Origin of the sequence: Janthinobacterium sp. BJB401 (assembly GCF_013372745.1) — a bacterium.
Taxonomy (GTDB): domain Bacteria; phylum Pseudomonadota; class Gammaproteobacteria; order Burkholderiales; family Burkholderiaceae_D; genus Janthinobacterium; species Janthinobacterium rivuli.
Window position 1 is genome coordinate 18,416 of sequence record NZ_JABXFH010000050.1, and the last position, 25,026, is coordinate 43,441.

Annotated in this window: 31 protein-coding genes; 22 read left to right on the plus strand and 9 right to left on the minus strand. The window is 64.0% G+C overall.

The window, feature by feature from the left end; all coding sequences use genetic code 11:
• The first annotated feature begins 142 nt into the window (after positions 1-142).
• From HWE17_RS23960 to HWE17_RS23970, 3 genes are all read left to right on the plus strand, one after another.
• Positions 143-811, plus strand: a complete 669-nt coding sequence (locus HWE17_RS23960) for a beta/gamma crystallin-related protein (RefSeq protein WP_099400878.1) — start codon at positions 143-145, stop codon at positions 809-811.
• A gap of 96 nt (positions 812-907) precedes the next feature.
• On the plus strand, positions 908-1,828 hold the full coding sequence (locus HWE17_RS23965; protein WP_176390492.1) for a DnaJ C-terminal domain-containing protein: 921 nt from the start codon (positions 908-910) through the stop codon (positions 1,826-1,828).
• Positions 1,829-1,831: 3 nt separating this feature from the next.
• Entirely contained in the window at positions 1,832-2,143 is a 312-nt protein-coding gene (locus HWE17_RS23970; protein ID WP_034759737.1) for a MerR family transcriptional regulator, read from the plus strand.
• A gap of 3 nt (positions 2,144-2,146) precedes the next feature.
• Here HWE17_RS23970 and HWE17_RS23975 read toward each other — a convergent pair whose 3' ends face one another.
• Complete coding sequence (locus tag HWE17_RS23975) at positions 2,147-2,374, minus strand: hypothetical protein (RefSeq protein ID WP_070221813.1); 228 nt, start codon at positions 2,372-2,374, stop codon at positions 2,147-2,149.
• 75 nt (positions 2,375-2,449) lie between these two features.
• On the minus strand, positions 2,450-3,364 hold the full coding sequence (locus tag HWE17_RS23980) for a LysR family transcriptional regulator (RefSeq protein ID WP_176390493.1): 915 nt from the start codon (positions 3,362-3,364) through the stop codon (positions 2,450-2,452).
• Positions 3,365-3,499: 135 nt separating this feature from the next.
• On the opposite strand from HWE17_RS23980, the gene HWE17_RS23985 reads away from it, so the two are divergent.
• The 3 genes from HWE17_RS23985 to HWE17_RS28530 all read left to right on the plus strand — a co-directional run bounded on the left by HWE17_RS23985 (position 3,500) and on the right by HWE17_RS28530 (position 5,269).
• A complete protein-coding gene (locus HWE17_RS23985) occupies positions 3,500-4,105 on the plus strand; it encodes an FMN-dependent NADH-azoreductase (protein ID WP_176390494.1) in 606 nt (201 codons plus the stop codon).
• Positions 4,106-4,258: 153 nt separating this feature from the next.
• Complete coding sequence (locus tag HWE17_RS23990; RefSeq protein ID WP_176390495.1) at positions 4,259-4,765, plus strand: nuclear transport factor 2 family protein; 507 nt, start codon at positions 4,259-4,261, stop codon at positions 4,763-4,765.
• 360 nt (positions 4,766-5,125) lie between these two features.
• On the plus strand, positions 5,126-5,269 hold the full coding sequence (locus HWE17_RS28530) for a hypothetical protein (protein WP_217916871.1): 144 nt from the start codon (positions 5,126-5,128) through the stop codon (positions 5,267-5,269).
• Here the strand turns inward: HWE17_RS28530 and HWE17_RS24000 are convergent.
• Entirely contained in the window at positions 5,251-5,490 is a 240-nt protein-coding gene (locus HWE17_RS24000; RefSeq protein WP_176390496.1) for a TIGR02450 family Trp-rich protein, read from the minus strand. The two genes, HWE17_RS28530 and HWE17_RS24000, sit on opposite strands and share 19 nt — an antisense overlap.
• 72 nt (positions 5,491-5,562) lie before the next feature.
• Here HWE17_RS24000 and HWE17_RS24005 point away from each other — a divergent pair, with 72 nt between their 5' ends.
• Both HWE17_RS24005 and pncB read left to right on the plus strand, forming a co-directional pair.
• Positions 5,563-6,426: a cysteine hydrolase gene (locus HWE17_RS24005; RefSeq protein WP_176390497.1), complete on the plus strand. Its 864-nt coding sequence runs from the start codon at positions 5,563-5,565 to the stop codon at positions 6,424-6,426.
• Positions 6,427-6,505: 79 nt separating this feature from the next.
• Entirely contained in the window at positions 6,506-7,696 is a 1,191-nt protein-coding gene (gene pncB / locus HWE17_RS24010; protein ID WP_034759704.1) for a nicotinate phosphoribosyltransferase, read from the plus strand.
• A gap of 8 nt (positions 7,697-7,704) precedes the next feature.
• On the opposite strand, the gene HWE17_RS24015 is transcribed toward pncB, so the two are convergent.
• The 3 genes from HWE17_RS24015 to HWE17_RS24025 form a co-directional block, all read right to left on the minus strand.
• Positions 7,705-8,004 carry an antibiotic biosynthesis monooxygenase gene (locus HWE17_RS24015; protein WP_035825510.1) on the minus strand — a complete coding sequence of 100 codons (300 nt, stop codon included), beginning with the start codon at positions 8,002-8,004 and terminating at the stop codon, positions 7,705-7,707.
• Positions 8,005-8,087: 83 nt separating this feature from the next.
• Positions 8,088-8,561, minus strand: a complete 474-nt coding sequence (locus tag HWE17_RS24020) for a host attachment protein (protein WP_176390498.1) — start codon at positions 8,559-8,561, stop codon at positions 8,088-8,090.
• 26 nt (positions 8,562-8,587) lie between these two features.
• On the minus strand, positions 8,588-9,028 hold the full coding sequence (locus HWE17_RS24025) for a hypothetical protein (RefSeq protein WP_176390499.1): 441 nt from the start codon (positions 9,026-9,028) through the stop codon (positions 8,588-8,590).
• Positions 9,029-9,199: 171 nt separating this feature from the next.
• Here HWE17_RS24025 and HWE17_RS24030 point away from each other — a divergent pair, with 171 nt between their 5' ends.
• From HWE17_RS24030 to HWE17_RS24045, 4 genes are all read left to right on the plus strand, one after another.
• Positions 9,200-9,781 (plus strand): DJ-1/PfpI family protein, encoded by a 582-nt coding sequence (locus HWE17_RS24030; RefSeq protein ID WP_035825518.1) that lies wholly within the window; start codon positions 9,200-9,202, stop codon positions 9,779-9,781.
• Positions 9,782-9,867: 86 nt separating this feature from the next.
• On the plus strand, positions 9,868-11,100 hold the full coding sequence (locus HWE17_RS24035) for a GAF domain-containing protein (protein WP_176390500.1): 1,233 nt from the start codon (positions 9,868-9,870) through the stop codon (positions 11,098-11,100).
• A gap of 32 nt (positions 11,101-11,132) precedes the next feature.
• Entirely contained in the window at positions 11,133-11,780 is a 648-nt protein-coding gene (locus tag HWE17_RS24040; RefSeq protein WP_176390501.1) for a response regulator, read from the plus strand.
• Positions 11,781-11,935: 155 nt separating this feature from the next.
• Positions 11,936-12,631 carry a Crp/Fnr family transcriptional regulator gene (locus tag HWE17_RS24045; RefSeq protein ID WP_034759676.1) on the plus strand — a complete coding sequence of 232 codons (696 nt, stop codon included), beginning with the start codon at positions 11,936-11,938 and terminating at the stop codon, positions 12,629-12,631.
• Between the two features lie 7 nt (positions 12,632-12,638).
• Here HWE17_RS24045 and HWE17_RS24050 read toward each other — a convergent pair whose 3' ends face one another.
• Entirely contained in the window at positions 12,639-13,832 is a 1,194-nt protein-coding gene (locus HWE17_RS24050; protein WP_176390502.1) for an MFS transporter, read from the minus strand.
• A gap of 91 nt (positions 13,833-13,923) precedes the next feature.
• Here HWE17_RS24050 and HWE17_RS24055 point away from each other — a divergent pair, with 91 nt between their 5' ends.
• Positions 13,924-14,376, plus strand: a complete 453-nt coding sequence (locus tag HWE17_RS24055) for a helix-turn-helix domain-containing protein (protein WP_099401086.1) — start codon at positions 13,924-13,926, stop codon at positions 14,374-14,376.
• Positions 14,373-15,575 (plus strand): D-amino acid dehydrogenase, encoded by a 1,203-nt coding sequence (locus HWE17_RS24060; RefSeq protein WP_176390503.1) that lies wholly within the window; start codon positions 14,373-14,375, stop codon positions 15,573-15,575. The genes HWE17_RS24055 and HWE17_RS24060 overlap by 4 nt, the downstream gene beginning before the upstream one ends.
• Here HWE17_RS24060 and HWE17_RS24065 read toward each other — a convergent pair.
• Together HWE17_RS24065 and HWE17_RS24070 are read right to left on the minus strand one after the other, a co-directional pair.
• Positions 15,572-16,651, minus strand: coding sequence for a hypothetical protein (locus tag HWE17_RS24065; protein WP_176390504.1), 1,080 nt, complete (start codon positions 16,649-16,651; stop codon positions 15,572-15,574). The genes HWE17_RS24060 and HWE17_RS24065 overlap by 4 nt on opposite strands.
• A gap of 66 nt (positions 16,652-16,717) precedes the next feature.
• Positions 16,718-17,752, minus strand: a complete 1,035-nt coding sequence (locus HWE17_RS24070; RefSeq protein ID WP_176390505.1) for a MerR family transcriptional regulator — start codon at positions 17,750-17,752, stop codon at positions 16,718-16,720.
• A 340-nt stretch (positions 17,753-18,092) separates the two neighbouring features.
• Between HWE17_RS24070 and HWE17_RS24075 the strand changes: the two genes are divergently transcribed.
• The 8 genes from HWE17_RS24075 to HWE17_RS24110 form a co-directional block, all read left to right on the plus strand.
• Positions 18,093-19,103: a zinc-binding alcohol dehydrogenase family protein gene (locus HWE17_RS24075; RefSeq protein ID WP_176390512.1), complete on the plus strand. Its 1,011-nt coding sequence runs from the start codon at positions 18,093-18,095 to the stop codon at positions 19,101-19,103.
• Position 19,104: 1 nt separating this feature from the next.
• Positions 19,105-20,241 carry a mannitol dehydrogenase family protein gene (locus HWE17_RS24080; RefSeq protein WP_176390506.1) on the plus strand — a complete coding sequence of 379 codons (1,137 nt, stop codon included), beginning with the start codon at positions 19,105-19,107 and terminating at the stop codon, positions 20,239-20,241.
• A 114-nt stretch (positions 20,242-20,355) separates the two neighbouring features.
• Positions 20,356-21,273, plus strand: coding sequence for a GntR family transcriptional regulator (locus HWE17_RS24085; protein WP_176390507.1), 918 nt, complete (start codon positions 20,356-20,358; stop codon positions 21,271-21,273).
• A 25-nt stretch (positions 21,274-21,298) separates the two neighbouring features.
• A complete protein-coding gene (locus tag HWE17_RS24090) occupies positions 21,299-21,634 on the plus strand; it encodes a UxaA family hydrolase (protein ID WP_176390508.1) in 336 nt (111 codons plus the stop codon).
• On the plus strand, positions 21,631-22,854 hold the full coding sequence (locus HWE17_RS24095; protein WP_176390509.1) for a UxaA family hydrolase: 1,224 nt from the start codon (positions 21,631-21,633) through the stop codon (positions 22,852-22,854). Before HWE17_RS24090 ends, HWE17_RS24095 begins: the two co-directional genes overlap by 4 nt.
• 11 nt (positions 22,855-22,865) lie before the next feature.
• Positions 22,866-23,885, plus strand: coding sequence for an aldo/keto reductase (locus HWE17_RS24100; protein ID WP_176390510.1), 1,020 nt, complete (start codon positions 22,866-22,868; stop codon positions 23,883-23,885).
• A complete protein-coding gene (locus tag HWE17_RS24105) occupies positions 23,882-24,724 on the plus strand; it encodes an amidohydrolase (protein WP_217916872.1) in 843 nt (280 codons plus the stop codon). Before HWE17_RS24100 ends, HWE17_RS24105 begins: the two co-directional genes overlap by 4 nt.
• On the plus strand, positions 24,721-25,026 hold a 306-nt coding region (locus HWE17_RS24110; RefSeq protein WP_176390511.1), incomplete at its 3' end, for an L-rhamnose mutarotase. The genes HWE17_RS24105 and HWE17_RS24110, both read left to right, overlap by 4 nt.

Genomic DNA, 25,026 nt, shown 5'->3' on the forward strand with positions numbered 1-25,026 from the left:
GTTGCCACGCCGCCTGCCGGGTTGATCCCGCCAGGCGGTTTTTACATTCCCAGCCGTGTGATGACATTTGCTTGCCCTTTGTTACACTCGCCGCCTGCCGCCTGGACTACACTGGCGAAAATGTCTCAGTATTGGAGTTGTCATGGTTCGATCTTTCCGCCCCGCGCTGCTGTGCGCCGCCACCTTCCTTGCCCCGCTTGCCGCATCGGCGGGCGAAATCACCCTGTTCCAGGATGCCGGTTTCCGCGGCCGCCCCGTCACCCTGCGTTCCGACGCGGGAGAGTTGTCGCGCATGGGCTTTAACGACAAGACCTCGAGCATCATCGTGCGCTCGGGTACCTGGGAAGTATGCAAGGACGCCAATTACCGGGGCAACTGCCGCACTCTGGGGCCGGGCCGCTACGACACCATGCCGGGCATGAACGACGCCGTTTCCTCCGTGCGCGAAGTGGGCCGCCCGGGCCATGGCGGCGGCCACCGCCCGTATCCGCCGCGCCCGGAACCGGAACGTCCTCATCCCGGTTACCCCGGCCACGGCGGCGGCCACCGTCCCGACATGAATGGCGCCGTGCTGCTGTACCCCGATGCCGGCATGCGCGGCCGGCCCGTGCGCCTGGACCGCGAGGTGCATGACTTGAACCGCTATGGTTTCAACGACCGCGCCGAATCGCTCGTCGTCAATTACGGCCGCTGGGAATTCTGCGTCGACGCCAACTTCCGCGGCCGCTGCGTGGTGATGGGTCCGGGCAGCTACGGCCGCCTGCACGGTGGCCTCGACCGCCGCATTTCCTCGCTGCGCCGCGTGCGCTGATTCCGCCGTCGGGCAGCGCTGTATTGTGCACACGCTGTCCAGCGCCCAATTCGTGTACTCTTCCCACAGGCACTTCAACCATGGGGAGCAGGCACGGTGGAATACAAGGACTATTACAAGGAACTTGGCGTCGAAAAAACGGCGACCGAGGCCGAGATCAAGAAGGCGTACCGCAAGCTGGTGCGCAAATACCATCCCGACGTGAGCAAGGAACCGGACGCCGACAAGCGCACCAAAGCCTTGAACGAGGCTTACGGCGTGCTGGGCGACGCGGAAAAGCGCGCCGCCTACGATGAACTGGGCCGTAACCAGGGCGCGCAGGGCCAGCCATTCCGCCCTCCGCCGGACTGGGGTGCGGGCTACGAATCGTCGGGCGCCGACGACAGCGACTTCTTTGCCGACCTGTTCGCCCACGTGGGCGGGCGCCGCCGCTCCAACAGCACTTTCCAGATGCAGGGCGAGGACAGCCACGCCGCCATCACCATCGATCTGCAGGACAGTTTCCAGGGCGCCAGGCGCCACATCGTCATGCGCGTGCCCGAAGCGGATGCGCAAGGCCATGTGGTGACGCGCGAACGCACCCTGGAAGTGACGATACCGAAAGGCGTCACGGAAGGACAGCAGCTGCGCATGAAGGGGCAGGGCAATCCGGGCAGCGGCGGCGCGCCCGCCGGCGATCTGTACCTGGAGATCCGCTTCCGGCCCGATGCGCGCTACAAGGTGGAGGGGCGCGACGTGTTCGAGACGGTACCCGTCACGCCATGGGAAGCGGCACTGGGCGGCGCAATCGACGTGCCCACGCCATCGGGCACGGTGTCCGTCACCGTGCCACCCAATTCGCAGACGGGGCGCAAGCTGCGCCTGAAGGGACGCGGCATCCCCGCCGCCCAGCCGGGCGACCTGTATCTGCTGCTGGAAGTGGTGCTGCCGCCGGCGAACGACGACAAGGCGCGCGAACTGTATGCAACCATGGCGCGCGAAATGGCTTTCAATCCGCGCCAGAAGCTGGGAGGGTAAATCATGACAAACAAGGTAATTGGCGAATTGCTGGAAGACCGTGCCCTGAGCCTGGAAGAACTGGCGCGCGCCTGCGCCGTGGAGCCGGACTGGGTGGTGCAGCACGTGCAGACGGGCGTGCTGCTGCAGGACGGCCCGCCGGCGGGCCAGCTCACGGCCTGGCGCTTTACCAGCCTGGACCTGGTGCGCGCGCGCCGCCTGCATGAAATCGAATCCGTGTTCGACGCGAATGCGGAGCTGGCCGCGCTGGTGGTCGATCTGTCGGAGGAAGTGGCGCGTTTGCGGCGCCGCCTGCACGTGCTGGGCGTCGAGTAGTTTTTATTCAGGCTCGCCGTGCCGCTGCACGGTGATCCTGCCGATATAAAACTGCCCGTCGACGACGACCCGGTGCGGGATGCCGGCCACGTCGAAGCCGGGGCCGCCGTCTTCCATCCATTCCTGCGCCAGTGAATCAAATTGCTGCGGCGTCATGCGCAGCATCTGCGCCGTGATGACGAAGCGCGCGCCAGGTTTTTGTTTGTTGACGAAGTCGTCGATGCCGGCCATGGTAAATCCTTGTCATTGAAAGTTGACCCCAGTGTCTGCCGTTGGGGGGCTAATCATACCTGTGGCCCACTTTTTCTAGAAGCCCTGCACCAGCAACGGCAACTGCTCCGCAAACCGCTCCGTCAGCCACTTGCCCGCCTGCCCCGGCGGCGTGTCGGCGCGCTGGATCAGATAAATCGGGTAATTCTCGCCATTGTCGACGGCCAGCGGCAGGTGCACCAGGCGGCCTTCTGCCAGGTCGTCGCGCACCATCGCCTCGGGCATATTGCCCCAGCCCAGGCCCGCGCGCAGCAGCGCGTGCTTGGAGCCGAGGTCGCCCAGGCGCCAGTTGCGCAATCCCAGCACGCCGAAATCCTGGCCCTGCGTCAGCACGCTGCGGTCGCTGAGCACCAGCTGCACGTGTTCGCGCGCCACGTTGGACGCGATCGGCCCGGACAGCTGCGCCAGCGCGTGGCTGGGGGCGGCCACGGGAATCAGGCGCACGTGGCCGACGGCCAGGCGCTCGAAGACGCTGGCAGTGGACGTCATCCAGCCACCGAGGCCGATGTGGCAGCTGCCATCCATCACGAGCTGCGCCACGGCGCCCATCGCCTCGATGCGCAGGCGCAGGGCGACGGTGGGGAACTGCGCCTGGAACGCCTCGAGCACGCGCACCAGCACGCAGGTGGGAAACATCACGTCGAACACCACCGACACTTCCGCTTCCAGCCCGCCGGCCAGCGCCTTGGCGCGCGCGCGCATGCCGTCGACCTTCAAGGCCACGGCGCGCGCGTCGGCCAGCAAGGCCTTGCCCGCGTCCGTCAGGGTGGGCTTGCGCTTGCCGCGGTCGAGCAGCACCACATTCAGTTGTTCTTCCAGGTTGGCGATGGTGTAGCTGATCACCGACTGCGTGCGGTGCAGCTGGCGCGCCGCGTGGGCAAAGCCGCCCGCGTCGATGACGGCGACGAACACGCGCAACTGATCGAGCGAAGGCTGGCCCGGTTCTCTCATGCTGGCTCCATATCTAGAAATTCGATGCTAATCATTTATATTTACACGGTTTCATCGATAGTAGACCCGAACTATGATGTGTGCAAGTGCAGCAAACGCCGCACCCCCCATCTATCGTTCTTGAAGGAGTGCATCATGGCAAACGTACTACACATCAATAGCAGCGTGCGCAACAGCGGTTCCCTGTCGCGTCAATTGTCGGGCGAATTCGTCGCCAAACTGGCCGCGCAAGGCGACACCATCGTCGTGCGCGATCTGGCGGCGCAACCGGTGCCGCACCTGACGGAAGAGGTGATGGGCGCCTTCTTCACGCCGGCCGGGCAGCGCAGCGCGCAGGCGGCAGCGGCCGTGCAATTGTCCGATACCCTGGTCGATGAATTGCTGGCCGCCGACGTGCTGGTGCTGGCCGCGCCCATGTACAATTTTTCCGTGCCGTCGACCCTGAAGGCGTGGATCGACCACGTGGCGCGCGCGGGCCGCACCTTCCAGTACACGGCCAATGGCCCCGTTGGCCTGGCCACGGGCAAGAAAGCCGTGATTTTCACGGCCAGCGGCGGCGTCTACAGCGAAGGCCCGGGCGCCGCGTATGACTACCTGAGCACCTATCTGCGCACGGCGCTGGGCTTCATCGGCATCACCGACATCGAGTTCGTGCAAGCCGAAGGCGTGGCCATGGGCGAGGATGCCGTCGCCAGCGCCGTCGCCAAGGGCCGCGCGTCGATCGAGGCCCTGGCTGCCTGAGTTTGGTGTCACTCTAGTTCCAATGGGGGATTGCCAATCTAATATGGTTGGCATAAGCTTGCCGGCGGCACGCCCAGTGCCAGCCCGGCGAGCCGTTCGCCATGAAAGTCCCTCATGCACAAGTTGGCCAGCGCAGTACTGTTCGGATGTTCTTTGTTTTCAGCAGGCATTGCGCTGGCGCAAACGGCACCGGTGGCGCCGCCCCACGTGGGCCGCCATGCCTCCACGCCCGAGGATATCCGCGCCATCGAAAAAGTCGTCGCCGACTTCCAGGCGGCGCTGATCGCCAAGGACGTCAAGCTGTTGTCGTCGCTGCTGCTGCACACGAACATCCTGTTCGCCTCGCCGGCCGATGACGCTTTCATCCAGAAAATGCGCGACACGACGGACGTCCACTTCGACGGCGTCGCGGCGGCCGGCTACGCCGGTTTCGCCAACTACATCAAACGCGAACCTCTGCGCACGGAAGAAAAATTCTACAACGTCAAGATCACCCAGGACCGCCATGTGGCGTGGGTCAACTTCGACTACGAATTTCTCGTCGGCGATAAATTGTCCAACTATGGCGTGGAAGCGTGGCAGATGGTCAAGCGCGATGGTCAATGGAAAATCCTCAGCGTCGTCTGGTCCATGCATGCCGCCGCCGAGGCGGCGAAATAGGGCAGGCGCCTGCGGCGTTCAGTACAGAGTTGCCTCCTCATAATTTTTTCGCATCGTCTATACTTTCAGTGGGCGCGCCGCCATGTCTCAAGGTGAGGCAGGTGTTCCAGTTTTTCCCTGTGCCGCGTAATAAAAAGCAGATAAGTAGGTGAGTATCCTGAGCAAGCGCGATTGCATGTATTCCAACCCTACGCCGGGTAGGGCCGTTGAGACAGGCTACCCGGGGATGTCATTTTTGGAGCAAACATCGTGCCGATAAAGTACGTTGATACGTATGAAATAAATTACACGGCGGAACCCTTACGCGGTTGCAAACTGTGGGGCGCCTATGTGTCCCTGTACACCCCATCGAGCAATCCCATGCACAGGAACAATATCGTCAAAAAGCACCGCGTGCTGGCCGACCATCCGTTCGCGACGGAAGCCGAAGCCGTCAGCGAAGCGGCCGAGGTAGCATTGCAGCTGGTCGAGCGGCGCCAGCGCCGTTATGTCTTCCATCCTTGATGCCACTGCGCCGCATCCTGCAGCGCGCGCCAGGGCAGGATCTGCACTCTGCCCGAATGTACGGCTTCCAGCTCCACGTGTGTGACGGGTTCATTGGGCGTGGCCGCGGCGCACACCTTGATGACGAGGAAGTGCTTCTCCTTGTTGGCCGGTGTCACGGCCGTCCATTTGCTGTTGAGTAATTTGTTTGGACGCAAGTTATTGCGATCTGAAAGATGCATGGCGGGTCCCGGATTGGCGTGATGGCGATGTTGCCATTATCATGCAAGTTCCCGCCACGCACGAGGACCGCCATGAAACGCCAGTTGCACCTGCTTGTCATCGACCCGCAAAATGACTTTTGCGATTTACCTGCCGCCTGGCTGCCGCCGGACGCCGCACCGGCGCTGGCCGTGCCCGGCGCCCACGCCGACATGCTGCGCGTGGCGCAGCTGATACGCGAAGGGGGCAATGGCCTGACGCAAATCAGCGTGACCCTCGACGCCCACCACCGCTACGACATCGCCCACCCGGCCTTCTGGCGCACGGGCGATGGCGGCGCCGTGCCACCGTTTACGCAGATCACCGCCCGGCAAGTGCGCGACCGATTGTTCCTGCCCGCCGCCAGCGATGCGCTGCCGCGCGCGCTGGCTTACCTCGATGCCTTGCAGCAAGCTGGGCGCTATCAGCTGATGGTGTGGCCTGTGCATTGCGAGATCGGCAGCTGGGGCCAGAATATCCACGCTGCCGTGCGCGCCGCCTACAACGCCTGGGAAGTGGATCACCTGCAAGTGGTTGCCAAGCTGAGCAAGGGTTCCAATCCGTGGACCGAGCATTACTCGGCCGTCATGGCGGAAGTGCCCGATGCGCAGGATGCGGCCACCCAGCTGAACCTGGATTTCCTCGCCACCCTGCTGCCGGCGCAGCAGATTTATATCTGCGGCGAAGCGGGCAGCCATTGCGTGAAAGCCAGCACCGAGCACATCGCCGACTATCTGGAAGCGCAGCAAGGCAAGCAGGCCCTGTCGCGCCTGGTCCTGCTGACGGACTGCATGAGTCCCGTCACGGGCTTTGCAGCGCAGCAGCGCGACTTCCTTGCCGCCATGGATGCGCGCGGCGCACGGCTGGCCACGTCCGCCGACGTCTTGCCTGAATTGGTGGCCAACGCAGGCAATTGATGCTGTCCTGCAAGCGGACCCTGCTGAAATGCTTGCAGTGGCGTACTATTCTGGCTTCAGGAAGTTGGAGAAAACACACATGACCCCGATAGTGCGCAGTTTGCTGGAAACCGATCTGTATAAATTTACAATGTGGCAAGCCTTGCTGCACGGTCATCCGAATACCCATACCGAATACGAATTTGTCTGCCGCAACGCCACCGCTTTTCCCCTGGCTGAACTGAAGGGCGAACTGGAAGAGCAGCTCGACCACCTGTGCTCGATGTCGTTTGCCGACGACGAGCTGGCCTATCTGCGCACCCTGCGCTTCATGAAGAGCGACTTCGTCGACTTCCTGACGGTGTTCCGCTTCCAGCGCAAGTTCATCGACGTCAGCACGGATGGCGATACCTTGCTCGTGCACGCGGCAGGGCCGCAGGTGCACGTGATGGGCTTCGAGATTTTCGTGCTATACATCATCAACGAACTGTATTTCCGCCGTTTCGACCTGGACGCCGCCATGCGCGAAGGGCGCCACCGCCTCGGCTTGAAAGTGGAAGCCGTCAAGGAATTCGGTAAGCTGCCACGGCGCAAGCATCCGTTTGAATTTTCCGACTTCGGCGTGCGCCGGCGTTTTTCCGGCGCCTGGCACGACGAGGTGGTGCAGCGTCTGGCGCGCGACGTGCCCGAGTATTTCAAGGGTACGTCGAATGTCTACCTGGCGAAAAAGCTGGGCATCGTGCCGATCGGCACCATGGCGCATGAATACATGCAATCGTTCCAGTCGTTTGGCGTGCGCCTGCGCGATTTTCAAAAGGCGGCACTGGAAGACTGGGTGCAGGAATACCGGGGCGACCTGGGCATCGCGCTGACGGACGTGGTGGGCATGGATGCGTTCCTGGCCGACTTCGACCTGTATTTCGCCAAGCTGTTCGACGGCTTGCGCCACGATTCGGGCGACCCCGTCGAGTGGGGAGAAAAGGCGCTGGCCCACTACGCGGCCCTGCGCATCGACGCCAATACCAAGCGCCTCGTGTTTTCCGACGGCCTGGACCTGGACAAGGCCTTCGCCCTGTACCAGCACTTCGCCGACCGCATCATGACGGGCTTTGGCATCGGCACCAATCTCACCAACGACGTCGGCTTGACGCCGCTCAACATCGTCATGAAACTGGTGCGCTGCAATGGCCAGTCCGTGGCGAAATTATCGGATTCGCCGGGCAAGACCCTGTGCAAGGATGAAACCTTCCTCGCGTATTTGCGGCAGGTCTTCCACCACCCCGCAGTGTAGGTGCCTGTCTAGAACCCCGTCACCACCGTATCCATGTGCTCGACCTGCGGCGGTGCGGCAAAAAATTCACCGACCAGGCCGCGCCATGCCTGGAAGTCCTCGCTGCCGCGAAAATGCACGGTATGGTCTTCCAGGGTTGTCCAGCCGACTACCAGACGGTAGGCGTCGCCGTTTTCGATCGAGCGCTCCAGGCGCATCGACTCGCAGCCGCGTGCGCGCTGGAACAGGGGGACGGCTTTCGTCACGGCCGCTTCGAAGGCAGCGTGTGTGGCTGATTTGATCTGGATGTGGGCAATTTCAAAAATCATGGCAAGTTCCGGTTTTGAAAGAAAGAACGCAGATCTTGCCACAGATTGTGCCCGCTTGCGGATGGCGATGGGGCCGCTGCCGTTCAGCTGCCGCCGCCGTTCCTGTCCAGCGCCTGCTGCAGATAGGCTTCCAGTTGCGGCACGTTCATGCTGGCGACATCCCTGGCCAGGGCATGGCTGAGGCGTTTTTCCACCTGGGCATCTAGCCTTAGACGCAATTGTCCCAGGAACTTCGGCGCGGCGACCAGGCACAGCTTGCTGTAGCGCCGTTGCTGCAGGCCCTGCTGCAACACCTGCGCGATCTGCCGGGCAAACTGTTCGTTCGCATGGTCGACGGGTGTCACCTGTGGCTCGGCCGTGTGCGCCTGCGTGCCCGCTTGGGTCCCCGCGCGCATGCCGCTGCCGAAGCGTCCGCTGGCGTCGCTGTTCAAGGCGTTATCGTCTTCAGGGCCCGCCGGATTGACAAAGTCTTGCAGCTCGCCCAGCTGGTTTTGCTGTCCCAGCGCAAACAGCCGCGCTCGGCTGCTGTCGGCCACGACCACCCATGTGACGTCCATCTCGTTCTCCTTGCTGTGCACTCCGGCTAGTGGTACAGGGCCGCTACGCCATCGTGCCCGTCCTGTCCGCAGCGGGCCGTGCGCTGTTCGATATCGTTGCCGCCGCACGCTTGCACGATGGCGTGCGCGCGCTCTTGCTCATCGGCATGGCGCGTGGCCACCACCAGGCGCACCATGCCGCGAAACGCCGTCTTGCCATAGTTGCGCCGGTACATATGGTTGTCGCCGCCGAACAGGGCATTGATCACGCGTTCCAGGCGGCTGGTGAGGGTGTCCCGATTGCCGACCGTAAAATTGCCCTGCACGGGGCCGGCCTCGTCGTCGCCCGCGTCCAGCTGCACGGCGTGAGCGGGAAAACCATCGGCCAGCAGCCGGTTGCGGGCGCGCTCGGCATCGGGCAAGTGGTCGAAGATACGTATGAGGGTGCTGTTGCCGCTGTCGCCGCTGTTGCCGCTGTTGCTGTCCATGGCCCGGCCTTTCAAGGAGGTGTGCTTGATTTGACCGGCGAGGCTGCAAATAATTCTGCCTCAGCCTGTAAAATCCTCGATCAAGGCGCAAAAGTTTGATAAATATCCAGTATGGTTGCCAAGTCGCGCTAAGATACGCCTTGCGGTATCAATCTTTCATAGGAGAACTAAATGGCAGCGAAGAAAATTCTGTTTTTGACCGGCGATTTTGCAGAAGATTATGAAACGATGGTGCCGTTCCAGGCCCTGCTGATGCTCGGCCATACCGTGCATGCCGTTTGTCCCGGCAAGAAAAGCGGCGAGACAATCAAGACGGCCATCCACGATTTCGAGGGCGACCAGACTTACACGGAAAAGCCGGGCCATCTGTTCACCCTGAACGCCAGCTTCGACGAGATCGACCCGGCCGACTATGACGCCGTGATGATCGCCGGCGGCCGCGCGCCCGAATACCTGCGCCTGAACAAGAACGTCATCGCCGCCGTGCGCCATTTCGCCGAGGCGGGCAAGCCCGTCGCCGCCGTCTGCCATGGCGCGCAATTGCTGGCCGCCGCCGACGTCATCCGTGGCAAGCGCATTTCCGCCTATCCCGCCTGCGCGCCGGAAGTGACACTGGCGGGCGGCACGTATGCCGACATCGCCGTCACGGACGCCGTCACGGATGGCCAGTTCGTCACGGCGCCGGCCTGGCCTGCGCACCCGGCCTGGCTGGCGCAGTTCGTCAAACTGCTCGGCACCGAGATCCGTTTGTAACCCGTTTGTAACCCGTTTGTAACCTTTACCAGCCCGGCAGGCCGTAGCGCTTGCCGGGCGCACCACTTTTCAGATTCGAGTTCTTCATGCATGCGCCGCGCAGTCAACCTTCCCGCAAACAACTTCCAGCGTCGCGCTGGCGCCAGCGCCGCCTGGCGCAAGCCGCATCGGGCCTGAGCGCCGCGCAGGAACGCCAGCTGGCCACCCTGCACGAGATTTCCACCTTGCTGGCCGGACAGCACGCCATCGATGCGCTGTGCCGTGGCTTCCTGCGCCATGTGATGGAGTTCGCGCAGGCCGAAGGCGGCACCGTGCGCATCCTCGATCCGCAGCAGGACACCGTGCACATCATCGTGCACGAGGGCATTTCCGACGCCATGGTGGAAGAAGAACACTGCATCCGCAACAACGATTGCCTGTGCGGCGCGGCCGTGGCGCAGGGCGTGATCCAGATCCGCGATTTCCGCCAGGTCGATGCGCTGCAGCGCTACCGTTGCCAGGACGAAGGTTTCATCGCCATCGCCGTCTTTCCCATCCTCGCGCGCGAACAAGTCGTCGGCAGTTTTTCGCTGCACTTTGCGCGCCCGCAAGCCGTGCAGGCGCAGCAGCAGGGCTGGCTGGAAACGCTGGGCCAGAGCCTGGGCATCGCCATTGAAAACCAGCGCCTGATCGCGCGTGAAAAGGAATTTGCCGTGGCGCGCGAACGCAGCCTGCTGGCCGAAGGCTTGCATGACAGCATCGCGCAAAGCCTGAACTTCATCAGCCTGCAAGTGCAGATGCTCGACGATTCCGTGCGCCGTGGCCAGCTCGACGAAGCGGCCGAAGTGTTGCCGCTGATGCGCATGGGCGTCGAGCAAAGCTACCAGGACGTGCGCGAATTGCTGGTCAATTTCCGCACGCGCTGGCATGGCAGCGATCTCGAAAGCAAACTCAGTGAAGTGCTGGCCAAGTTCGAGCTGCAGACGGGCGTCGTCGGTTCCCTGGAGATGAGCGGCAACGGCGCGCCGCTGGCGCCCGAACAGCAGTTGCAGATATTGTTCATCGTGCAGGAAGCGCTGTCGAATATCCGCAAGCACGCGCAGGCGAGCAACGTGGCGCTGCGCGTGGACAACGGGCGCGATTTTGCGCTGCAGGTGCGAGACGATGGCGAAGGTTTCGCCGCCAACCTGCGCGACAAGAAAACGGAATTGCAGATCGGCTTGCGTATCATGCAGGAAAGAGCCGAGCGGCTCGGTGCGCAATTTGCCATCGACAGCACGCCCGGCGGCGGCACGACGATCTCGCTGGCCTTGCCGGCAGCCCGGCGCCAGGCCGCGTAACAAATGAATCATCTTTATCAGGCAACAAACACGTGAACGCACCAATCAAAATCCTGCTGGTCGATGACCACACCTTGCTGCGCAGCGGCGTCAAGCTGCTGCTGCAGCGCAATCCTCAATTCCAGGTGGTGGGCGAGGCATCGAACGGGCTCGACGGCGTGCGCCTGACGGCCGAACTGCGGCCCGACGTGGTGCTGATGGACTTGAACATGCCTGGCGTGTCCGGCGTCGAGGCGCTGCAGCTGATCCTGCAGGACCTGCCGCAGATGGTGGTGCTGATGCTGACCGTGTCGGAAAACGCGGCCGACCTCGGTGCGGCCCTGCGCGCGGGCGCACGCGGCTACCTGCTGAAAAATATCGAGGCCGAGCAGCTGGGCCAGGCCATTTGCCGCGCCGCCGCCGGCGAATCCGTGATCGCCGACGCCATGACGGCCAAGCTCGTGTCGCAGTTCCGCGCGGGGCAGAACGCGCCGCAGCAAGACTATGACAAACTGACGCCGCGCGAACGCGAAGCCATGGCCTGCCTGGCGCAAGGACTGAGCAACAAGGAAATCGCGCGCCAGCTCGACGTGGCCGAAAGTACGGTGAAAATCCACGTGCAAAACATCCTCAAAAAGCTTAAGCTCAGCAGCCGCGTGCAGATCGCCGTCTACGCCGTCGAGCGCGAATTGAGCAAATAAAGATCAAACAAAGTGCAAATAGTGCGCAAGCAATGCGCGATTGTTTGATCTGCATGGCGTTCCGGCCTAGACAACCCTAGTTCCTTTGACGTATGGCCTTGACCGTGCCGGCCCATTACACTCTTAGTCATTCGCTAATCTAATAAGAGAGTGTCATGCATAAGGTCAACGTCGATGGCTTGCTATCGAGCCAGGCTCTGTTCCGCCATATTTCCCCTTCGCAATTAGAGCAATTGCGCCAGGATGTCGTGCGTGTTGAAGTGGAAAAAGGCAAAGTGCTGTTCCGCAAGGGCGAAGTGGCGGAAGGCGCCTATGTGGTGGTCTTCGGCCTCGTCAAGCTGAGCGTGTTTTCCATGGAAGGGACCGACAAGGTTCTGGAACTGATCCGTCCGGGCCAGAGCTTCGGCGAAGCCATGATTTTCCTCGATGAACCGTATCCATTCTGCGCCGAAGCGCTTGAGCACTGCTTGCTGCTGCGCATCCCTCCGCACGCGCTGCTGCGCCTGCTGGACCAGTCGCCGCGCATCGCGCGCCAGATGATGAACAGCCTGTCGCACCACCTGATGGGTTTCATCCGCAACGTGGAGCGCTGCTCCGTGCAGAACGCCACCCAGCGCGTGGTCGAATACCTGTTGCAGGCCTCGGACCAGCAGCGCTCGAACGAAGTCAAGCTGGACCTGAAGAAAAGTTTATTGGCATCGTTCCTGAACCTGGCGCCCGCCACCCTGTCGCGCGTGCTGCACCAACTGACGGACTTGCACCTGATTAAAGTCAGCGGTTCGCTGATCCAGATCCAGCCCGATGCCTTGAAAACCTACCGCCATGGTTCCGCCACGGCCATGCTGAATTAAGCGTTGATCACTCAGCTTTTTCAGCAGGCAAGGTCAGCCGCCAGAACAGCAGGGCGAGCAAGCTGACCGCCGCGCCCAGCGCGCATACCCCATGCCAGCCCGCCAGCGCATACACGCTGGTGGCGGCAATCGCACCGAGTCCGCTTCCCACCGCATAAAACAGCATGTAGCACGCCACCAGGCGGCTGTGCGCGTCGCTGTCCTGCTTGAAAATCAGGCTTTGATTCGTCACGTGGATGGCCTGGCCTGCCTGGTCCAGCGCGATGATGCCGACGATTAAGGGCCACAGGGCCGCGCCCGCAAAGCTCAGTGGCAGCCACGCGGCCAGCAACAGCAGAAGGGCCGCGCCCGTCGTCCATTGCGCGCGACCCTTGTCCGCCATGGCGCCCGCGCGCGCCGCACCCAACGCGCCGATCACGCCGACCAGGCCAAACGCGCCGATGGCCGCATGGGAATAGCCTTGCGCCGTCAAGGGCAGCACCAGGGCGCTCCAGAAAATATTGAAGACGGCAAACATCAGCAGGGCCAGCATGCCCCGCACGCGCAGCACCTTGTTGTGCAGCAGCATGTCCAGCATCGAGGCGAGCAGGGCGCCATACGCCAGCCGTTGACTGGATGGCTGCGCCGGCGGCAGCTTGCGCCACAACAGCAACAGCAGGGCGCAGGCGATGGCCGCCGAAACAACATACACGGCGCGCCAGTCGGCCAGGTCCGCCACCACGCCGGACAGGGTGCGCGCCAGCAGCAAGCCGATCACCACGCCGCCCTGTGCCATGCCGACGACTCTTCCCCGTTCATGGCTGGCCGCCGCGCTGGCCGCATAGGCGATCAAACCCTGCGTCATGGCCGTGCCCAGCAAGCCCACCAGCAGCATGCCGCCCAGCAAGGCGGCCGTGGAACGGGCGCAGCCCAGCGCCGCCAGGGTGATGGCCAGCATGCCCAGCTGGAACAGGGTCAGGCGGCGCCGGTTCAGCATGTCGCCCAGGGGCACGAGCAGCAGCAGGGCCAGCGCGCAGCCGATCTGCGTGGCCGTGATGACCATGCCGCTGGCCGCCTCCGTCATGCCGAATTCGTGCGCCAGGGTGGCCAGCAAAGGCTGGGCGTAATACACATTGGCCACGCTGAGGCCGGCCGCCGTGGCAAACAGCCAGACGAGGGTAGGAGGAAGTGCTGTCGTGATGGGAGTTGTCGTATCGCGCATGGGAGGTCAATTAAGTGGTTTCAAATTAAAACCACTTGGAGTCTACGCCGGGAAGTTTTAAAATGCAACCACTCAATCCTGGAGCATGACGATGGCCAAGCGCAAGAGCCTGAAAACCGACCCCTGTCCCGTGGCGCGCGCGCTCGACGTGATCGGCGAGCGCTGGTCGCTGCTGATCGTGCGCGACGCCTTCGACGGCATGCGCAGGTTCGGCGAGTTCCAGAAAAGCCTGGGCGTGGCGAAGAACATCCTGGCCGACCGCCTGCACACCCTGGTGGAAGAGGGCATTTTTACGGTCGCGCCCGCCTCGGACGGCACGGCCTACCAGGAATACGTGCTGACGCAAAAGGGGCTGGCCCTGTTTCCCGTCGTCGTCGGCTTGCGCCAGTGGAGCGAGGATCAATTGTTCGAAGCGGGCGAGGCGCATTCGACCTTGCTGCAGCGTGGCTCAGGCTTGCCCGTGCGCAGGATGGACGTGCTGGCGCTGGACGGCCGCGTGTTGCAGGCGGACGACACGGTCGTGCACAAGGTGTCGCCGCAATGAGGCGGGTGGCTGTCATCGGCGGAGGGATTACGGGCGTGACGACGGCGTATGCGCTGGCCAAGCGGGGCGTGGACGTGACCCTGATCGAGCGCCACCGTTACGCCGCCATGGAAACGTCATATGCGAACGGCGGGCAATTGTCGGCCTCGCACGCGGAAGTGTGGAACCACAAGGCAACGATACTGAACGCCCTGAAATGGATGGTTCGGCGCGATGCGCCGCTGCTGCTCCATCCCTGGCCCAGCTGGCACAAACTGAGCTGGTTTGCGGAGTTTCTCGCCGCCATGCCCGCCTACGAACGCAACACCATCGCCACGGCGCGCATGGCGATCGCCGCGCGTGAACATTTGTTTGCGTGGGCGCAAGCTGAAAACATAGCTTTCGATCACCGCCGCGCCGGCATCCTGCACGTCTACCGCGACCAGCGCGGTTTCGAGCGGGCGGCCGGCGTGTCGCGCCTGCTGGCGCAGGGGGGGCTGGAGCGGCGCGCCGTCACGGCGCAGGAAATGCGCGCCATCGAACCAGCCTTGCAGGGCGACTTTTACGGCGGCTACTACACGGACAGCGACTCCACGGGCGACATCCACAAGTTCACGAGCGGCCTGGCCGACGCGTGCGTGCGCCTGGGCGTGGCCTGCCGCTATGGTGCGCAGGTCACGGGGCTGGCGCGCGAACACGGCAAGGTGCGCGTCTCCATGGATGGGGACAGCACCGTGTTTGACGCCGTCGTCGTCTGCGCGGGCACGGCCAGCCGCGCCATGGCGGCCATGCTGGGCGACCATGTCAACGTGTATCCCGTGAAAGGTTATTCGATCACCGTGCAGCTTGAAGACCCAGCCAGCCGCGCGGCCGCACCGTCCGTCAGCCTGCTTGACGATGCCACCAAGCTGGTCAGCAGTCGCCTCGGTGAAGACCGGCTCAGGGTGGCGGGCACGGCGGAATTCAACGGCGTCAACCACGACATCCGCGCCGACCGCATCCGCCCGCTATTGGGATGGGTCGAGCAGTGCTTTCCTGGCGTGAATACGCGCAAGGTTGTGCCCTGGGCCGGCTTGCGTCCCATGCTGCCCGACATGCTGCCGAAAGTGGGGCCGGGCAAGGCGCCTGGCGTGTACTACAACACGGGCCACGGCCACCTGGGCTGGACCCTGGCGGCCGCCACGGCGGAGATGGTGGCCGCGATGATTGGTGCTGGCTAGTTCTTCGGCAGCAAGTCGCTGAGCGCGGCCCGGCCCTTGACGGTGAGGAAGGGGCCGACCTTGCTGTAGGGCAGTAAAAAGTCGTTTTCGCAGCCGCTGCCGTTCGGGTCTTGCCAGAACGATACGCCTTCCGGTTTCAATGACAGGTGGAAGCGGCCGCGGCCGTCGTAATCCGTGCCCTTGCATTCGGCGTCGATTTTCACGCCCTTGAAGAGGGCCTGGCGCAGGCGGTCCGGCAATGCGGCCTTGTCGTCGCCATCGCTGGCGCTGGCGCCAAACCAGTTCCACACGTCCGTTTCCTGGCCCGTTTTTACGTCCCAGGTGCGGAACTTGATGGAGATGCCGCTGGCGCCATAGCCGGCCGCCCAGCGGTAGAACTTGACCGTCACCCAGCGCGGCGACCAGTAGGTGGGATCCGCATACACTTCGTCTTCCGTCGTGAAACCGTTGCGGCCCAGGTATTCGCGGCGCGTGGCATAGAAATCTTCCAGGTCCTTTTTGTTCTTCGCCAGCACGGCGCGTAGTTGCGTATTGATTTTCGCCACGCCGTCGCCGGGCGCCATCAGCTCCACCGTGATGGTGTCGCCCACTTGCAGGTTGCGGTATTGCTTGCCTTCAAAGATGACGGGTTTGCTTACCTTGGTGGCGGGAAAGTCTTCCAGCGCCAGATTGTAGGCATCGCTGGCACACGACGGGTGTTCGCGGTCGCCCGCCGCTTCCAGCAGGGTCAAGGCCACGGGCAGGGTCTTGCCGCTTTTCGGCTCCGTCCACGTGCCGGTGAGTTTGCCGCCTTGCGGCGTGCGCAGGCTCCACGTGCCCGTCGTGTCGCCCTTGGCGTCGAGTTCCTGCCACAGGATTTTACCGTTGGGCCGGGACAGCATGATCGGCGTCTTGTAGCGCGTGTAGTAATAATTGCCGCTGCGGTCAGCCCCTTGCGTGGGGCTGGGCTGGTTGAAGCAGGCGACGATACTGGCCTTGCCCACGGTGCCGTGCCATACCCCTTGCACGGGCGCATCGCCAGCCATGGCGAGGTTCAGGGCGGGCAGGGTCAGGCAAGCAAACAGAAAGCGGCGCATCGGTTAATCCTCTCGTGGGCGAAGGCCGATTCTACATGGCCGCGCCCACGAGATGCCACACGTCAACTATGCGTGTGGTCGCTCCTGCGCCACGACGGCCATCGCCGCGCCCAGGTACTGCAGCATGGCCGCGTCGACGAAGCTGCCTTCCATCAGACGCGGTTCCTGCTGGTGCGCCTGGCGGAATTTCAGCTGCGTGGCCGGGTCCGTGCCCGCGTAGGAGCGGAACAGTTCCAGCCACTGCCTTGCCAGTTGCAGCACGGCCGGATCGGTGGGCGGCGTGCGCGCATCGATGGCGGCGCGCACGGCGGCGATCAGGGCTGGCCACTCGCCCGAACGCTTGCCGTAGTTGGCCACCAGGTGCGCGTATTCCTGCTCGTTGAGGAAAGGCCGGTACAGCGCCATGCGCGAGGCATTGAAGGCGGCGAGGATGAATTGCATCAAGTCCGCATCGATGCTGGTCGTCGCCTGCATCGAGGGTTCCTGCGCATGCATGTCGTTCAGGCGCGCGAACAGGCCCGGATGGGCGCTCGTGTCGCGCACCAGCTTGACCATCCATTCCATGGCCAGCGCCTGCGCTGGCGCGTCGCCTGGCCCGGCGCCCGCATCCTTGACGGCGCGCACTTTCGTTACCAGTGCTTTCCATTCCTGTTCCACGGCCGCATCGGACAGCAGCGGCAGCTGTTGCAGTTCTTCTGGGCTAAAGTATTTGTCGTACATGGTCATCAACTCCATAGTGGTGAGCCACTCGGCCAGTTCCGGCGCCTGCCCCTGCGTCAGCTGCGTTTGCAGGCTGCACAGGCGTTCGCGCAAGGTGGAAGCCTGCGCAATCTGGCGTTCCAGCATGGCGATTTGCCGCGCCACGATGGAGGAGAGCGGCAGCTCCGGGCCGGCGAGGGCGTTGGCGATATCGGCCAGCGACAGCCCGAATTTGCGCAGCGCCATGATCCGGTGCAGCCGGTCCATGTCGCCGTGCTGGTACAGGCGGTAGCCAGCTTGCGTGCGCGCCGAAGGCGAGAGCAGGCCGATGCTGTCGTAGTGGTGCAGGGTGCGGATGGTCAGGCCCGTGAGCCTGGCCAGTTCACCGATTTTCAACAGCATCGTCTTCTCCTTGTCTTCAGTGCGTACCAACCACGATGGCGCCTGACGTAACGTCAGGGTCAAGCAGGAATGTAGCAGAGGAGCCGAAAAAACCATAAAAAGAATCCGTTGACCTTCATTTTTTTGTACGGTATATTTATAAAACCGAACGACGACTGCAGAAGAATCAGCGCGTTCGAGCCACATGGAATGACGAAAAAATCGTTGTGCGGCGCAGCAAAGCGCGCCATTGGCAGGGCTGGAAAGACAATCCGCGCAGACGGATTTTTTTCACAGTTGGTTTGTACGTTAAATATAATATGCCGCCGGCAAGATCCGGGAGGCGAGAGGGACGACCATGATGAAAAGTATCGTTTGCGATACGCCCGGCAGTTTGCGCATGGAGCAGCGCCCCGTGCCCGTGCCCGGCGAGGGTGAAGTGCTGCTGCGCATACGCCGCGTCGGCATCTGCGGCACCGACATGCATATCTTCCGCGGCACCCAGCCTTTTCTCAGCTATCCGCGCGTGATGGGCCATGAATTGTCCGGCCATATCGACAGTGCGCCAGCCGGCTCGCGCCTGGCCGCTGGCGACCAGGTCTACGTGATGCCCTACCTGTCGTGCGGTACTTGCGTGGCCTGCCGCCAGGGAAAGACCAACTGCTGCACCCGCATCGAAGTGCTGGGCGTGCACCGCGACGGCGGCATGACGGAATACCTGGCGCTGCCCGAGCGCTTCGTCTTCAAGACGGAAGGCATCTCGCTCGACGACGCGGCCATGATCGAATTTCTCGCCATCGGCGCGCACGCCGTCAAGCGCGGCGCGGTCGATGCCGGCAAGCGCGTGCTGGTGGTGGGCGCCGGTCCGATCGGCATGGCCGTGATGTTGTTCGCGTCCTTGAAAGGCGCCAACGTGACGGTGCTCGATGGCCGCGCCGACCGTTTGCAGTTCTGCCGCGACGCGCTGGGCATCGTCCGCACGGTGCAACTGGGCGACGGCGACAAGGAGCAACTGTCGGACGCCACCGGCGGCGAATTCTTCGACGTGGTGTTTGACGCCACCGGCAATATCGCCGCCATGGAGCGGGGCCTCGATTTCGTCGCCCACGGCGGGGCCTATGTGCTGGTCTCCATCGTGCGCGACCGCCTGTCCTTTTCCGACCCTGAATTCCACAAGCGCGAAACGACCTTGCTGGGTAGCCGCAACGCCACCGTCGACGATTTCGAGGAAGTGGTGGCGGCCATGAAGGCGGGGAAAGTGCCCACCGCGCTGCTCAATACCCACCGCACCACGCTCGACGAATTTACGGGCGTGCTCGATCGCTGGATGCAGCCCGAGGCGGGTGTCATCAAGGCCATCGTCGAGGTCTGAGATGAGCAATCTCAATCCCATACTGCAATTTGGCACCAGCCGCTTCCTGCAGGCGCACGCCGACCTGTTCGTCAGCGAAGCGGCCAAGGCAGGCGAGGCGCTGGGCCATATCACCATCGTGCAAACGACCGGCAGCGCGCAGGGTGCGGCGCGGGTGGCGGCGTTTCGCCAGGCCGGCGGCTACCCGGTGCGCATCCGCGGCTGGCAGGACGGCGCGCAAATCGACGAGGAACGCCGCGCCGACGCCGTCACGCAAGCGTGGCAAGCCGGCAGCGACTGGCGGCAGGTGCGCGATGCGGCCGTGGCCGCGCGCGTGATCGTCTCGAATACGGGCGACACGGGCTACCAGCTGGCTGATTCCGACCACGCCGGCATGCTCGATGGCGCAACCGTTCCCGCCAGCTTTCCCGCCAAGCTGCTGGTGCTGCTGCACGACCGCTTCCTGGCCGGCGCCGCGCCCATCTCGATTTTTCCGTGCGAACTGGTGGCCGACAACGGTCATGTACTGCGCCAGGTGATCGTGGCTTTGGCGCGGCAGTGGGGGGGCGATGCCGCGTTCATCGTCTACCTGCAAACGGGCTGTTTGTGGATCAATTCCCTCGTCGACCGCATCGTTTCCGAAGCGATCGAACCGATAGGTGCGGTGGCCGAGCCTTATGCGCTGTGGGCCATCGAGGCGCAGGAAGGCATGCTGCTGCCGTGCCTCCACCCGCAACTGGTGGTGACGGGCAGCCTGCGCGAGTATGAACAGCGCAAGCTGTTCCTGCTCAACCTCGGCCACACCTATCTGGCGCAGCTGTGGATGGAACGGGGCAGCCCGGCCGGCATGACGGTGCGCGAGGCGATGGACGATGGCGCCATGCGCGCCGCGCTGGAAGCCCTGTGGCACGAGGAAGTGCTGCCCGTGTTTGCCGCCATGGGGGCGCAGCACAGTGACGCCGCGCTGGCCTATGTGGCGCAGGTCAGGGAACGCTTCAGCAATCCCTTCCTCGCGCACCGCCTGGCCGACATCGCCCAGCACCACGCCGGCAAGATCGAGCGGCGCATGGCGCCCGTGGCGGCGCAGGCGCGGCAGCTCTGTCCCGCCCTGGCGCAGCCGCGCCTGCGCGCCATGCTGGCGCCGGGAGCGCAGCCATGAACGCCCCGCTTAGCGCAGTTGTTTCTTTTCTGGCATGCCGATCCAATCCGATATCGACTAAAATGGCCCACTCATCCACTTTCCCTTTCGCTGGCATAGCGCGTTCATTCATCCATGTCCAAACCCGCCACCGTCTTCAAGCGCAGTACCAATCTGCTGTTGCAATTTCTCGCCGAGAATGTCGCAGTGGGCGAGATGCTGCCGACGGAGCAGTTCCTGACCACCATCTGCCAGGGCAGCCGCACGGCGATTCGCAGCGCGATCGCGTATCTGTCGACGCGGCGGCTGATCGCCAGCCCGGCGGACCGGCGCTTGCTGAGGAAACCCATACCGGGCGACTACTTCGATATCTCGGAATTGCAGTCGGGGGCGGAGCGCATCCAGCAAGTGCTGATGGAACGCGTGTACCAGCGCGACATGCCGCCCGGCGCGGAATTTTCGGAAGCGGAGCTGGCGCGCGAGGCGGGCGCCAGTACCGTCAGCGTGCGCGAATTTTTGATCGGCTTTTCGCGCTTCGGCCTGATCGAAAAGAAACCGCGCGGCGGCTGGCGCCTGTGCGCGTTCGACCGCTCGTTCGCCACCGAACTGGCGGACATGCGGCGCATGTTCGAGATGGCGGCCGTGGAGCAGTTTGCGCACCTGCCGCATGGCGATCCGGCGTATGCGGAACTGGCGCGGCTGATCAAACAGCACGAGAAGCTGGCGGCCAGGATAGACACGCGCCACAACGCGTTTCCGGCGCTGGACCGCGAGTTCCACACCTTCCTGATCGGCCTGTTGAACAATCGCTTCGCGCAGGGCTTCTACGATATCGTCTCGTTCGTGTTTCACTATCACTACCAGTGGGACAAGGGCGAGGAAAAGGGCCGCAACCAGTACGCGGTGCAGGAGCACCTGGCGATCCTGCGCGCGCTGGCGGAGCACGACGTGCCGAAGGCGCTCGATGCCATGCGCTCGCACCTCGATTCCTCGCGCAGCACCATGCTGTCCTCGATCGGCACGCGGGAAAAACTGAGCCAGGCGGCCGCCTAGCCGTTTTTGCCGGGGAGGGTGCGCCATGAGCCTCGCTTCCCAGCCTGCCAGCCTGCTCTTGATGTCGCCCGAGGATAACTGCCTGATCGCCAGGACAGCCCTGGCCTGCGGCGACGTCGTCGCCATTGACGGCGTGCCCGTCACCCTGGCGCAAAACATCCAGATCGGCCACAAGGTGGCGCGCCGCGCGCTGGCCGTGGGCGACAAGGTGCTGCGCTACGGCGCCCTGATCGGCAGCATCACGGCCCCCGTCGCCATCGGCGAGCATATCCACACGCACAACCTGGCAAGCGATTACATCCCCACGTTTACCCTGGGCCAGGACGGCCACCACTTCCTGGACAAGGACGACCAAGCATGAACGCTCCCGTGACGACACCCGCCCTGTCGGGCTACCTGCGCGCCGATGGCCGCAAGGGCATCCGCAATATCGTGGTGGTGGCCTATATGGTCGAATGCGCGCATCACGTGGCGCGCCTGATGGTCAACGCCTTTCCCGGCCAGCCCGTGCACCTGATCGGCTTTACGGGCTGCTTCCCCAACGAATACGCGGACCAGGTGATGCGCCGCCTGCTGACGCACCCGAACGTGGGCGCCGTGCTGCTGGTCTCCCTGGGCTGCGAAGGTTTCAATAAATACGGCCTCTCCAGCGCCGTGGCCGACAGCGACCGCCCCGTCCACACGATCACGATCCAGGAAAACAGCGGCACGCGCCCCAGCGTGAGCAGCGGTGTCGAGTGGATCGGCTGGGCGCTGGAACACCTGGCGCGGCAGGAGCGCGTGCCGATGGGGATCGATGAACTGGTCGTCGCCACCATCTGCGGCGGCTCCGACAGCACCAGCGGCATTAGCGCCAACCCGGCCGTCGGCGTCGCGTTCGACACCCTGATCGCGGCCGGCAGCCCCTGCATCTTCGAAGAGACGGGCGAACTGGTGGGCTGCGAATACCACATGCAGCGGCGCGCCGTGAGTCCGGACCTGGGCAACGCCATCGTCGAAACCGTGGCCAAGGCGGCCCGCTACTACACCATCATGGGCCATGGCAGCTTCTCGCCGGGGAACGCCGATGGCGGCCTCACCACGCAGGAAGAAAAGTCGCTGGGCGCCTATGCCAAGAGCGGTTCCTCGCCCATCGTCGGCATTTTGAAACCGGGCGACCAGCCGGCCGGCGGCGGCCTGTACCTGCTTGACGTGGTGCCGGACGGCGAGCCGCGCTTCGGCTTTCCGAACGTGTCGGACAACGCGGAAATCGTCGAACTCATTTCCTGCGGCGCCCATATCACCTTGTTTACCACGGGCCGCGGTTCCGTCGTCGGTTCGGCGATTTCGCCCGTCATCAAGGTGTGCGCCAATCCGCAAACCTTCGAGCGCCTGGCCGACGACATGGATATCAACGCGGGCAAGATCCTCACGGGCGAAGCCACCCTGGAAGAAGTGGGCGCGGAGATCGTCGCCGCCGTGCTGAACGTGGCCAACGGAGAACTGAGCCGCTCGGAAGACCTGGGTCACCAGGAATTCGTGCTGACCTATAAACAATTCGACGCGGTGGGGCCAGGCTGCTTCCCATTGCGCGCCGCTTGAGGGCCGGGTTCATGGATGTCACACAATTGCGTACCTTGCCGCGTGGCGGCCTGTCGCTGCCCTGCATCGGCATGGGTTGCGCGCCGATAGGCGGCTTGTACCAGCCCGTCAGCGACGCGCAGGCACGCGCCACCCTCGATGGCGCGTGGGACGCGGGCGTGCGTTTCTTCGACACGGCGCCGTTCTATGGCTATACCCAGTCCGAACGCCGTCTCGGTGCGGCGCTGCGCGAACGGCCCCGCCATGAATTTGTGATCAGCACCAAGGTGGGACGGCTGATGCGGCCCGACGCCTCGGTTCGCCCCGGCGACGACGGCTTTGCCGCGCCGCTGCCGTTCCGTCCCCATTACGACTACACGTATGACGGCGTGCTGCGTTCGCACGACGATAGCCTGCAGCGGTTGGGGCTCGAGCGCATCGATATCCTGTTCGTGCACGATATCGGCAAGGCCACGCATGGCGAACACGATCAGCATTACTGGCGCCAGCTGACGGCCGGTGGCGGTTTTCGCGCCCTCGATGAATTGCGCGCCAGCGGCCAGGTGAAAGCCGTGGGCCTCGGTGTCAATGAATGCGAGATCGTGCTGCGCGCGATGGCGGAATTCGACCTCGATTGCACCCTGCTGGCCGGCCGCTACACCTTGCTGGAACAGGCCTCGCTGTCGCCATTGCTGGACGCCTGCGTGGAGCGTGGTAACGCCATCGTGATCGGCGGCCCGTTCAACTCGGGCGTGCTGGCCGGGAACGGCAAATTCAACTACGCCGATGCGCCGGCTGCCATACTCAAGCGCGTGGCGCGCCTGGACGCCGTCTGCCGTGACTTCGGCGTGCCGCTGCAGGCTGCGGCACTGCAGTTCCCGCTCGCCCATCCGGCCGTCGTTTCCTGCATCCCGGGCGGACAGGACCTGGCGCAGCTGCGGCAAAACCTGGACTGGTTCGCCACGCCGCTGCCCGACGCCCTGTGGCTGGCGCTGCGGGACGCGGACTTGCTCGATGCGCGCGCGCCGCTGCCTGCGGGAGTGGCCGCATGATGCGCATCGACGCCCACCAGCACTTCTGGCAGCTGGCCGCGCGCGCTGGCAGCTGGCCGCCGCCATCCTTGGCCGCCATCCACCGCGATTTTGCGCCCGCCGACATGGCGCCGCTGCTGGCTGCGCACGGCATCGCCGGCACGGTGCTGGTGCAGTCGCTGCCGTCCGAAGACGATACCTATTGGCTGCTGGCGCTGGCGGAACAGAACAGCTTTATTCGGGCCGTCGTGGGCTGGACCGATTTGCTGGCGCCTGACGCAGCGGCGGCGATTGCATGCCTGGCGTCGCAGCCGAAGCTCAAAGGCTTGCGGCCCATGCTGCAGGATATCGATGACGACCGGTGGATCGCCAATCCCGCGCTGGCGCCGGCCTTGGCTGCCATGGTCGAACACGGCGTGCGTCTGGACGCGCTGGTGCTGCCGCGCCACCTGCCCGCGCTGCTGCAATGTGCCCGCGACTATCCGCGGCTGGCCATCGTGATCGACCATGCGGCCAAGCCGCCGATCGCCGACGCCGCCTTCGGTGCGTGGCGCGAAGACATGGCGCAGTTGGCCGCGCTGCCGAACGTGCATTGCAAGCTGTCCGGGCTGGTGACGGAAGCGCGGCCCGGCTGGCACGTGGACGACCTGCGCCCCTATGCCGCACATGTGCTGAACGTGTTCGGCCCCCGGCGCGTGATCTGGGGCAGCGACTGGCCCGTGGTGGACCTGGCAGAGGGCTATGCGGCGTGGCTGGCCGCCAGCGAGGCGCTGTTGACGCATCTGGGGCAAGAGGACAGGGACGATATTTTCGGTTTGAATGCGCTGCGCTTTTACGGCATCAGCCAGGAGACGCCATGAAAAGAATGGGCATGGTCATCGGCATCGCGCCTGAACGTATCGCCGAATACAAAACCCTGCACGCCGCCGTCTGGCCGCAGGTGCTGGCAAGGCTGGCGGCCGCGCATGTCAGCAATTATTCGATCTTCCTGCGCCAGCCGGAAAACCTGCTGTTCGGTTACTGGGAATACCACGGCGAGGATTTTGAGGCCGACATGGCGGCCATTGCCGCCGACCCGGAAACGCAGCGCTGGTGGACTTTTTGCGCCCCGTGCCAGGAGCCGCTGGCCTCGTGCGCCGAGGGTGAGCACTGGGCGATGATG

Bases quoted from the DNA above. Each gene is read 5' to 3' on its own strand.
- HWE17_RS24095 (WP_176390509.1), top strand. From the start codon at position 21,631: ATGAACGCTCCCGTGACGACACCCGCCCTGTCGGGCTACCTGCGCGCC.
- HWE17_RS23970 (WP_034759737.1), top strand. From the start codon at position 1,832: ATGACAAACAAGGTAATTGGCGAATTGCTGGAAGACCGTGCCCTGAGC.
- HWE17_RS28530 (WP_217916871.1), top strand. From the start codon at position 5,126: ATGCACAGGAACAATATCGTCAAAAAGCACCGCGTGCTGGCCGACCAT.
- HWE17_RS24020 (WP_176390498.1), bottom strand. From the start codon at position 8,561: ATGGACGTCACATGGGTGGTCGTGGCCGACAGCAGCCGAGCGCGGCTG.
- HWE17_RS24025 (WP_176390499.1), bottom strand. From the start codon at position 9,028: ATGGACAGCAACAGCGGCAACAGCGGCGACAGCGGCAACAGCACCCTC.
- pncB (WP_034759704.1), top strand. From the start codon at position 6,506: ATGACCCCGATAGTGCGCAGTTTGCTGGAAACCGATCTGTATAAATTT.
- HWE17_RS24030 (WP_035825518.1), top strand. From the start codon at position 9,200: ATGGCAGCGAAGAAAATTCTGTTTTTGACCGGCGATTTTGCAGAAGAT.
- HWE17_RS24000 (WP_176390496.1), bottom strand. From the start codon at position 5,490: ATGCATCTTTCAGATCGCAATAACTTGCGTCCAAACAAATTACTCAAC.
- HWE17_RS23980 (WP_176390493.1), bottom strand. From the start codon at position 3,364: ATGAGAGAACCGGGCCAGCCTTCGCTCGATCAGTTGCGCGTGTTCGTC.
- HWE17_RS23985 (WP_176390494.1), top strand. From the start codon at position 3,500: ATGGCAAACGTACTACACATCAATAGCAGCGTGCGCAACAGCGGTTCC.
- HWE17_RS24090 (WP_176390508.1), top strand. From the start codon at position 21,299: ATGAGCCTCGCTTCCCAGCCTGCCAGCCTGCTCTTGATGTCGCCCGAG.
- HWE17_RS24080 (WP_176390506.1), top strand. From the start codon at position 19,105: ATGAGCAATCTCAATCCCATACTGCAATTTGGCACCAGCCGCTTCCTG.
- HWE17_RS24085 (WP_176390507.1), top strand. From the start codon at position 20,356: ATGTCCAAACCCGCCACCGTCTTCAAGCGCAGTACCAATCTGCTGTTG.
- HWE17_RS24100 (WP_176390510.1), top strand. From the start codon at position 22,866: ATGGATGTCACACAATTGCGTACCTTGCCGCGTGGCGGCCTGTCGCTG.
- HWE17_RS24045 (WP_034759676.1), top strand. From the start codon at position 11,936: ATGCATAAGGTCAACGTCGATGGCTTGCTATCGAGCCAGGCTCTGTTC.
- HWE17_RS24070 (WP_176390505.1), bottom strand. From the start codon at position 17,752: ATGCTGTTGAAAATCGGTGAACTGGCCAGGCTCACGGGCCTGACCATC.
- HWE17_RS23975 (WP_070221813.1), bottom strand. From the start codon at position 2,374: ATGGCCGGCATCGACGACTTCGTCAACAAACAAAAACCTGGCGCGCGC.
- HWE17_RS24060 (WP_176390503.1), top strand. From the start codon at position 14,373: ATGAGGCGGGTGGCTGTCATCGGCGGAGGGATTACGGGCGTGACGACG.
- HWE17_RS24055 (WP_099401086.1), top strand. From the start codon at position 13,924: ATGGCCAAGCGCAAGAGCCTGAAAACCGACCCCTGTCCCGTGGCGCGC.
- HWE17_RS24075 (WP_176390512.1), top strand. From the start codon at position 18,093: ATGAAAAGTATCGTTTGCGATACGCCCGGCAGTTTGCGCATGGAGCAG.
- HWE17_RS24050 (WP_176390502.1), bottom strand. From the start codon at position 13,832: ATGCGCGATACGACAACTCCCATCACGACAGCACTTCCTCCTACCCTC.
- HWE17_RS23960 (WP_099400878.1), top strand. From the start codon at position 143: ATGGTTCGATCTTTCCGCCCCGCGCTGCTGTGCGCCGCCACCTTCCTT.
- HWE17_RS24005 (WP_176390497.1), top strand. From the start codon at position 5,563: ATGAAACGCCAGTTGCACCTGCTTGTCATCGACCCGCAAAATGACTTT.
- HWE17_RS24065 (WP_176390504.1), bottom strand. From the start codon at position 16,651: ATGCGCCGCTTTCTGTTTGCTTGCCTGACCCTGCCCGCCCTGAACCTC.
- HWE17_RS24035 (WP_176390500.1), top strand. From the start codon at position 9,868: ATGCATGCGCCGCGCAGTCAACCTTCCCGCAAACAACTTCCAGCGTCG.
- HWE17_RS24015 (WP_035825510.1), bottom strand. From the start codon at position 8,004: ATGATTTTTGAAATTGCCCACATCCAGATCAAATCAGCCACACACGCT.
- HWE17_RS24105 (WP_217916872.1), top strand. From the start codon at position 23,882: ATGATGCGCATCGACGCCCACCAGCACTTCTGGCAGCTGGCCGCGCGC.